Annotated in this window: 8 protein-coding genes and 2 pseudogenes; 7 read left to right on the forward strand and 3 right to left on the reverse strand. The window is 67.2% G+C overall.

The window, feature by feature from the left end:
• Positions 1–48: 48 nt before the first annotated feature.
• From CIW48_RS30915 to CIW48_RS30940, 6 genes and pseudogenes are all read left to right on the forward strand, one after another.
• Complete coding sequence (locus CIW48_RS30915) at positions 49–921, forward strand: branched-chain amino acid ABC transporter permease (RefSeq protein WP_149314215.1); 873 nt, start codon at positions 49–51, stop codon at positions 919–921.
• Positions 918–1952 (forward strand): branched-chain amino acid ABC transporter permease, encoded by a 1035-nt coding sequence (locus CIW48_RS30920; protein WP_149314216.1) that lies wholly within the window; start codon positions 918–920, stop codon positions 1950–1952. The genes CIW48_RS30915 and CIW48_RS30920 overlap by 4 nt, the downstream gene beginning before the upstream one ends.
• Positions 1949–2761 carry an ABC transporter ATP-binding protein gene (locus CIW48_RS30925; RefSeq protein ID WP_149314217.1) on the forward strand — a complete coding sequence of 271 codons (813 nt, stop codon included), beginning with the start codon at positions 1949–1951 and terminating at the stop codon, positions 2759–2761. The genes CIW48_RS30920 and CIW48_RS30925 overlap by 4 nt, the downstream gene beginning before the upstream one ends.
• A complete protein-coding gene (locus CIW48_RS30930) occupies positions 2754–3458 on the forward strand; it encodes an ABC transporter ATP-binding protein (RefSeq protein ID WP_149314218.1) in 705 nt (234 codons plus the stop codon). Before CIW48_RS30925 ends, CIW48_RS30930 begins: the two co-directional genes overlap by 8 nt.
• Positions 3430–3777 carry a Rieske (2Fe-2S) protein gene (locus CIW48_RS30935; protein ID WP_149314219.1) on the forward strand — a complete coding sequence of 116 codons (348 nt, stop codon included), beginning with the start codon at positions 3430–3432 and terminating at the stop codon, positions 3775–3777. Before CIW48_RS30930 ends, CIW48_RS30935 begins: the two co-directional genes overlap by 29 nt.
• A gap of 3 nt (positions 3778–3780) precedes the next feature.
• Positions 3781–4275: pseudogene (locus CIW48_RS30940) on the forward strand (IS5/IS1182 family transposase); the annotation flags it as partial.
• 165 nt (positions 4276–4440) lie between these two features.
• Here CIW48_RS30940 and CIW48_RS30945 read toward each other — a convergent pair.
• The 3 genes from CIW48_RS30945 to CIW48_RS30955 all read right to left on the reverse strand — a co-directional run bounded on the left by CIW48_RS30945 (position 4441) and on the right by CIW48_RS30955 (position 7986).
• Entirely contained in the window at positions 4441–6669 is a 2229-nt protein-coding gene (locus CIW48_RS30945) for a methyl-accepting chemotaxis protein (protein ID WP_149314220.1), read from the reverse strand.
• Positions 6670–7162: 493 nt separating this feature from the next.
• Positions 7163–7441, reverse strand: a complete 279-nt coding sequence (locus tag CIW48_RS33750) for a hypothetical protein (RefSeq protein ID WP_149314221.1) — start codon at positions 7439–7441, stop codon at positions 7163–7165.
• Positions 7442–7629: 188 nt separating this feature from the next.
• Positions 7630–7986 (reverse strand): hypothetical protein, encoded by a 357-nt coding sequence (locus CIW48_RS30955; protein ID WP_149314222.1) that lies wholly within the window; start codon positions 7984–7986, stop codon positions 7630–7632.
• A gap of 405 nt (positions 7987–8391) precedes the next feature.
• Here CIW48_RS30955 and CIW48_RS30960 point away from each other — a divergent pair.
• Positions 8392–8601 (forward strand): annotated as a pseudogene (locus CIW48_RS30960) (5-aminolevulinate synthase); the annotation flags it as partial.

Here is an 8601-nt window from a genome sequence, read left to right on the forward strand (position 1 = left end):
CGCCCGTCCACCGGCCTCCGGGCCGGGGCGCACCCTCGGAGGCCGCCCGTGAACGAACTGATCCAGCACCTCGTCAACGCGCTCATCCTCGGCGGCACCTACGCGCTGCTGGGGATCGGCCTGACGCTGATCTTCGGGATCATGAACGTCGTGAATTTCACCCACGGCGCGCTCTACACGGTCGGCGCCTACGTGATGTACTTGGCCGTCGCCGCCCTCGGCCTGAACTTCTTCCTGGCGCTCCCGGTGGCGATCCTCGGGGGGCTCCTGCTCGGGGCCGCGATCGAGCTCGTGCTGCTGCGCCCGTTCCGGGGCTCGGACATAGACACCACCATGCTGGTGATGATCGGCGCCGGCATCATCCTGCAATCGGGCACGCTCTGGACCTTCGGCGGCGTCGCCAAGGCGATCCCGTCGCCGTTCCCCGAGGCGCCGCTCCAGATCGGCCCCGTCTCGGTCTCCTGGCTGCGGCTGTTCGTGCTCGGCGCGGCGCTGACCCTGATCGCCCTGACCTACGCGCTGATCAACCGCACCAAGCTCGGGCTCGCCATGCGCGCCGCCTTCCAGGATTCCGACACGGCGGCGCTGATGGGCGTCGACGTGCGCCGGATCTACACCGCGACCTTCGCCCTGGGCTCCTCGCTGGCCGCGGCGGCCGGCGCGCTCCTCGGCCCCGTCTACGTGGTGTTCCCGCAGATGGGCGGCCTCGCCGAGCTCAAGGCCTTCGCCATCGTCATCCTGGGCGGGCTCGGCAACGTCACCGGCGCGGCGATCGGCGGCTTCATCCTGGCGCTCGCCGAGGAACTGGGCGCCGGCTACGTCTCCTCCGGCTACCGGGACGCCATGGGGTTCCTGATCATCATCGCGGTGCTGCTCTGCAGGCCCACCGGGCTGTTCGCGAAGGCGGAGCGCATCGGATGAACCGGCTCCTCCCGCTCGCGCTGCTAGCCGGCCTCGTCGCCCTGCCCTTGGCGCTCGGCGCCAACCCCTACCTCCTCAATGCGCTGATTGTGACCGGCATCCTGACGATCGGCGCCATGAGCCTGAACCTGCTCCTCGGCTTCACCGGGCAGCTCAGCCTCGGCCACATCGCGTTCTTCGGGATCGGGGCCTATGTCAGCGCGCTGACGAGCCTCGGCTTCGACGTCGATCTCGGCTTCGGGATCCGGGCGGTCCACGAGCCCTGGCCGGCGGCGGCCGGCTTCCTGCTGGCGACGGTCGCGGCGGGCGGCTGCGGCTACCTGATCGGGCGGCTCTCCTTCCGGGTCCGAGGCGCCTATTTTGTGATCGTGACGATCTCGTTCGCCGAGGTCGTGCGGCTCGTGGCCCTCAACTGGGTGGAGCTGACGCAGGGGCCGCTGGCGCTCACCAACATACCCGCCATCACCCTCGGCCTGCCGGGGCTCGGGATGTGGACCCTCAAGACCAAGCTTCAGAACTACTACCTCGTGCTGGCCGTGGGGACGCTCTGCTACCTCGCGATCGCCCGCCTGGTCGGCGGACGATTCGGCCGGGCGATGAGGGGCCTCAAGGAGAACGAGCCTCTGGCACTCTCGGTCGGAATCAACGCCACCCGTACGCTGACGGTGGCGGCGGTGATCTCGGCCGCGATGGCCGGCGCGGCGGGCAGCCTCTACGCCCATTACCTGCGGATCATCGATCCCGACGTGTTCCTGTTCGCCACCACGGTCAGCATGGTCATCATGGTCGTGGCGGGCGGCAAGGGCACCCTGATGGGGCCGGTCGTCGGCGGCCTGATCTTCGGCCTGCTGCCGGTGGCGCTCCGCCCGGTCATGGCGCCGGAGGCGCAGTGGATCGTCTACGGCCTCGTGCTGATCGTGATTCTGTTCGTGATGCCGCGGGGCATCGTGCCGGGACTGGCGGCGCTCCTCGGCCGCCGGCCGGCCCCGGCCGCGCCCGTCCTCACGGTCAATCCGGCGGTGCAGCGATGAGCGCGATCCTCTCGGTCGAGCATGTCGGCGTCCGCTTCGGCGGTCTCGTCGCCATCGCCGACCTGCATTTCGACGTCCACGAGGGCGAGATCGTCAGCCTGATCGGACCGAACGGGGCCGGCAAGACGACGGCCTTCAACGTGATGACCGGCTTCCTCAAGCCCAGCCAGGGTGCGGTCCGCTTCCGCCGCACGTCCCTGCGCGGGCTGGCGCCGCACGCAATCACGCGGCTCGGCCTCGCCCGCACCTTTCAGCGCACCAGCGTCTTCCCGGACGATACGGTGTTCGACAACGTGATGATCGGCCTGCACCAGATGAGCGTCGCGTCGGGCCGCTTAGCCGTTCTCGACGCGCTCCTCGGCCGCTCGAGCGGTGGCGAGAGGCGGATGCGGGCCCGCGCCGAGGCGCTCCTCGACTGGGTCGGGCTCGCCGCCAGAGCGCACGAGAAGGCCGGCGCCCTGGCCTATGGGGAGCAGCGCCTCGTCGGGGTGGCGCTGGCGCTCGCCACCGAGCCCGCCATGCTACTCCTCGACGAGCCGGTTTCGGGGATGAATGCCTCCGAGACACGGGTCTTCGTACGGCTGATCCGGCAGATCCGCGAGCGCGGCATCACCATCCTGCTCGTCGAGCACGACATGCCGATGGTGATGGAGGTCTCCGACCGCATCGTCGTCCTCAACTACGGTCGCCTGATCGCCGAGGGGCCGCCGGACCGGATCCGCAGCGACCCGGCAGTGATCGAGGCCTATCTCGGCCAGGGCAGCGCCGCCCGGCAGGCCGCCGCCGCGCAGGAGGCGGTCCATGCTTGAGATCCGCGACCTCGTCTGCGGCTACGGCCACGTCACGGCGCTGAAGGGGCTCACGATCGACGTGCGCGAGGGCCAGCTCGTGGCCCTCGTCGGCGCGAACGGCGCCGGCAAATCCACGACGCTCCGGGCGATCTCCGGCCTCGTCCCGCCGCGCTCCGGCGCGATCCGGTTCGCCGGCCGGGACATCGCGGGGGTGGAGCCCCGCCGGATCCTGGCCGCGGGCATCGCCCATTGCCCGGAGGGGCGGCGCGTCTTCCCGCAGATGACGGTCGCCGAGAACCTCGCCATGGGCGCCTATCTGCGCCGCGACCGGGCGGCGGTCGCGGCGGACCTGACGCGCATCTACGGGGAGTTCCCGCGCCTCGCGGAGCGTCGCGACCAGGCGGCTGGCACGCTGTCGGGCGGCGAGCAGCAGATGCTGGCCATCGGCCGGGCGCTGATGGGGCGCCCGAAGCTCGTGTTGTTCGACGAGCCCTCGCTGGGGCTCGCCCCCAACATCGTCGAGCGGATGTTCGCGGTGATCGGGGCGATCCGCGATGCCGGCACGACCGTGCTGCTCGTCGAGCAGAACGCATTCGCAGCCCTCGAACTCTGCGATTACGCCTACCTGCTCGAGACCGGCCGCATCGTCCTCGAGGGGCGCGGGCAGGACCTCATCGCCGATCCCCATGTACGGGACGCCTATCTCGGTGGCTGAGAGGGACCTGCCAGGGCAGATCCACCTCGGCCCGATCGACCTTCTCGGCGACCGGGACCTGCTCCCGGTCACCGTGGCCGGCCGCCATTTGCTCCTCGTGCGGGCCGGCGCGCGGATCGTGGCCGCCGAGCGCGCTTGCCCCCATGAGGGAGCCGACCTGGCTCTCGGGCGGTGCGTCGCGGGACGGCTGCTCTGCCCAAGGCATCTCGCCTCATTTGACCTCCGGGATGGTTCTGTCTCGCAGGGCTGGACGTTTCGGGCCCTTCGCGTCTTCGAGATCGAGACGGCATCGGATGGGCTATGGCTCAAGATGAGATGAGGCGTCCCGGGGCGTGCTCCACGACCAAGTCTGCGGTCTCGAAGGAGCAATGGTGTGCTGAAGCTCGGATGCCATCGGCAAGCTATGCCGTGAGCTTACGGCCCGCCAACGGCGATCCACAACGGCTACAACAGGTAGTCTCAGCGCCGGGTCTAGCAGCGCCTGTCAACCTAGATCGCTCCGGGCCGTCGTCCCACCCGGTCGCCTGATCGTTGGTGAAGCCTCCCACGCACAGAGCCTAGGGATCGGCGTAAGATCCGCACGGTGATCGCTACCATCCTGTCCACGGCTACCCGGACGATACCGTAGAAGCACATCCGGATCGCTCATGCGCGGCGCGATCAGATTGAGTGCCTGTTCGGCCGTCCCAAGAACTGTTGACGGGTCGCGACCTACCATGACCGCTTGTCCTGCAACTATCTCGCTGCCGTCGCGCCCGTTTCCTGTGTCATCGCGTGGACCCGACTGCGCCCCTTAGCCAGGGCCGCGTCTTGGTAGGCGGCAAATTCCGATGTCGAACCCAACGTGGAGGCGTCATGCACCATCGACCTCAAGGCAAGCTGTTACGGCTGGCCGGCGGCATGGAAAATCCGGTTTGCATCCGCGGAAGCGCAACACCAATGAAAACCGGGCAGGCCGCTTTTGCCTGCCCGGCCCCTTCGATCACGCAGCTCTGACGGTCGCGAGAAAGTTGGCGACCTCGGCACTGAGCTGCTCGGAATGGCGCGAGAGTTCCGTCGATGAGGTCAGAACCTGTGCGGCCGCAGCGCCTGTCTCCTCAGCCGCACCGGCGACACCCTCCACATTGGCCGTAACTTCGCTTGTCCCGACTGCCGCCTTGTTGACGTTCCGGACGATCTCCTGCGTGGCTGCTCCTTGTTGCTCGACCGCCGCCGCGATCGTCGTCGCCACGCGACTGATCTCCTGAATACGCGCCGCAATGCTGCCGATCGCCTGAACCGCCTGGCCGGTCGCCCCCTGGATCTTGCCAATCTGGCCGCCGATCTCATCGGTCGCACGGGCCGTCTGGCTCGCAAGTTCCTTGACCTCGGCGGCCACGACCGCGAAGCCTTTACCGGCATCCCCGGCACGGGCCGCTTCGATCGTCGCGTTGAGGGCGAGCAGATTGGTCTGCCCGGCAATATTGGAGATCATGCCGACGACGTCGCCGACGCGCGCCGCAATGTCCGTGAGTTCGCGGACCAGCGCTTCGGTCTGGCTCGCTTCGTTCGCAGCCTCGCGAGCCAGAGTCGCGGAGCTGCCCGCCTGCTGGCCGATCTCGTGGACGGAGCATCCGAGCTGTTCGGCGGCGGCCGCGACTGTATTCACGTTTGCGGCCGCCTCACGGACCGCGCCCGCTGCCGTTCCCGATTGGCTTGCCGTTTCTGCTGCGGTGCTTGCCATCGCGCCGGCCGTGGCCTGAAGCTCAGTGGCCGAGGCCGAGACAGCCTCGACAATGCCACCGACGGCGGCTTCGAAGGCCTGAGCCATATCGTGAAGCGTATGCCGCCGTTGCTCTTCGAGCTTAAGGCGTTCCGTTTCGGTGACGGCGGCCCGCTGCTCCGCTTCTTCCTGAGTCAGGATCCGAATCTGGTCCACAGCACGGGCGATATCGCCGATTTCATCGACGCGCTCCGAACCGGGAATCGTCTCCGAAGTACGGCCCTGAGCCATGTCGCGCAGAGCCTGGGTCAGCCGCTTGATCGGAGTGGTGATGCTCGTCGAGAACGCGAACATGATGGCGATGCCGACGGCGGTGACGAGACCTCCGACCAAAAGCTGCATGAGCAGGTCCCGATGGCTCCGATCCGCCATCGCCGCGCTCAGGTTCGCCGCATCCGCCATCACCAAAGCGCGTGGGACGGCGATGAGGACGGACCATGTCTCGCCGGTACGGCCGAGCGTGATCGGAGTGACGACACGGATCTCGTCCAGAGCGGGATCCTGGCCGACGAAGCTCGCACCGGTGCGCAACTGGTCGGCATAGTTTTGCCACGTCCCATCGACTTTGCTCAGCGCGGAGCCGACCCCCTCGGGATGGCGGCTGGAGGCGATGACAAGACCGGTCTGCGAAACGATCGCGACCGAGCCCTTGCCCTCGTAGAGGGCTCCGTTCACTCCTTCGACGGCCTTCTGAACGAAGGCGAGATCGAAGTCCGCTCCTGCTACGCCCAGAAATCGGCCGTCCACCATGATCGGCACGGAGATCGTGGCGAGGTATACGGGTTTGCCCTGCACGATGTAGGGAAGCGGTGCCAGCATGCTCTCGCGGCCGGTCCGCTTCGGACCGATGTACCAGCCGCCCTTCGCGACGCCGTTGGCGTGCTGCTCCTCGCTGTCGTATTCGACAAGCGGCTGCAGGGCGATCTTCCCATCGGCAGTCCGGGTCCAGTAGGGCAAGGCCCGGCCGGTTTGATCGGAACCAAGCTCCCGGCGATCGCTGAAAGCCTCGTCGGCGCCGTCTATCGCATTGGGCTCCCAGGCGCTGTAGGCGCCGTTGAAATCGGGATTGCGCTGCAGAACGCCGAGAAGGAAATCGTTGAGCTGCAGGCGACGGACGGCCTCGCGCGACGCGCTCTTCTTTCCGGCCGCGACAATGGCCATCATGCCGGCGGAATTCCGTGCGGCGTTGAACGCGAAGTCCAGCTTGCTCCGGATCGTGGAGGCTTGGTTGGCTGCCAGCCCCTGAATATTCTCCTTGCTCTTGCGCTCAAGGATTTCTTCGGTCGATTTCGAGACGAGGGCACTCGTGCTCGACGAGGCGTAGAGCCCGTATCCGACCAAGCTCGCCGTGGTCAGTGTCACGCACAGACCTGAGACGGCAATCATCTTGATTTTGATAGAGCGCAGCGCGTGGCTCTTGCGCGAGGATGGAGCGGCCGTGTTCTGCATAATCAACTCCAGGACGCACCAGCATGCAGCAAGGCCGGGCAATCGTCCGGGCGTCGCAAATTTAGGATCGCGTTGGCTGCCGGTGCGAATGAATTGATTTCGTCGCGGCGGACCTAAAGACAGGTTAACGCTGCCCCCATACCAAAGTATTGCATGGCGCTGTAAAAATTTTCAGGCGCCTTTGATCGAGATCAATGCTGCCACTTTGGCAGCAACACGGATAAGGCATCGCGATCGAACCGAGAGACGACGACGTTCTGAGACCGGGATATTCGACGAAGTCGTATCGGAACTCATAATTTCAGAACCAAGAATTCGACCGCGCACCGTACACGATGACAGGAAAGGCATCTTTCGCGATCGGGACGGTGCGCGAAACCGCTCACCGGCCAGCCGCTCTTCCCGGATGGCGGATGGAGGCGTTGACGGATCAAGCCCATCAATTCGCCGCAGCCGCGTCAGGTCGCGGTGCAGCAGGGATCTCGGCCGCGGATCAGGATCGATAGACGACGGGAGTCTTCGAAGTTTCAGCGCCGACGCCCGCGGCCATGCCCTCGAAACGCGCAACCACCTGGAGCCCGGCCCAGAGTTCGACGATACCGTCCGCGACGAGCTCGCTTGCCATGACCCGGGCTTCCGCTTCGCAGGACGCTTCCAGGGGGACCATCCCGAGCACACGCCCGTTCGGAGCGACGAAGAAGGCCCTGTACGGCACCGGTGTCGCGGCCGGCACTGGTGCAGAGGTCGGAATGCCTGTCGAAGCCTGATACATCGGTAAGTCCCTCAAGCCATGCGGAATGATGGGGGGGCGAACTCGCTTTCGGCCGAGGCCGATGGTCCGCCCGCCGAGCGCGGATGGGTCGTAAGGGGGCGATCCGGATTTCGGACTCGTCGGCCGGATCGCGCGGCTCCGGCCGCGTCCGCCGTTGCAGGCGGCCTGCGGAGAGCGCTGTTCAGCGCCTACGGGAGCGGGCCGATGAGGCGCTTGGCATCCGTGAGGATGTTCTCGCACGCGCGTTGGTTACCCTCGCGATCCTCGTCCAGGGCCTCTCGGATGAGAAGCCTGGCCGCCGCGACGCTCTCGCGGGTGGGCGTGGTCTGCTCGCTGCTCGGCTGAACCGGCAGGACGCGCGGGAGGGCCTTGAGCGAGCCGGTGGTCAGGGTGTGTCCGGGTTCGAGACCCGCGACCCGCACCGCCCCGACGCTGTCGAGGCGCCGCTGGAGTGCGCCGATCTGCTGGGTGCAAGAGGACGCGAGGACCGGGAGAGCCGAGCAACTCAGCAGGGCGCCGGCGACGACGAGGGACGAGACACGCATATCATGGTTTCCTTGGCAGTCGGGCAGGTAGTGACCGTACCGGACGGCTCGTTTTGCGCTGCAACGAGGAGCTAGGCCTTGCGCTGGATCAAGGCATTCCGGTCGCCCGCCGTCCGATCCTGATCGGCCCCCGCCGACCCGCCAGCCGGCCCCGTCGACGCCCGCTCGGGGATCGTCCGGTGCAGGTCGTCCTGAGAGGCGCTCGTATGGCCCGCGCCGCGATCACGCGGGCTTTCGGAGCCAGCTCGGCCGCGAGGCACGGTTCAGAAGATTGATCGCGATCAATGCCGGCTTTGACCATAGGAGACAGACGAGAGAGCGCGATCACCGGTCGCCGATCCGATACCGCAGAGGTCGCAGAGCGCGCCTGCCGTCGGACGCCACGACGTCAGGGGTAACCTTCGCATGCGCCTCACCTCGATCGCGGATCTTCAATGCCCTTCGTCGCGGAGCCGCAGTCCAGTCGACGGCGACTACCGGAGCTATTTCGAGGCGGCCGTGGCACGCCTGCACGGTGAGCGGCGCTACCGTGTGTTTGCGGATATCGAGCGGATTTCGGGGCGGTTTCCGACGGCCAAGTGGCGCCAGCCCGACGGCAAGACGGCCGAGATCACG

The sequence above is a fragment of the Methylobacterium sp. P1-11 genome (assembly GCF_008329595.1).
GTDB lineage: Bacteria > Pseudomonadota > Alphaproteobacteria > Rhizobiales > Beijerinckiaceae > Methylobacterium.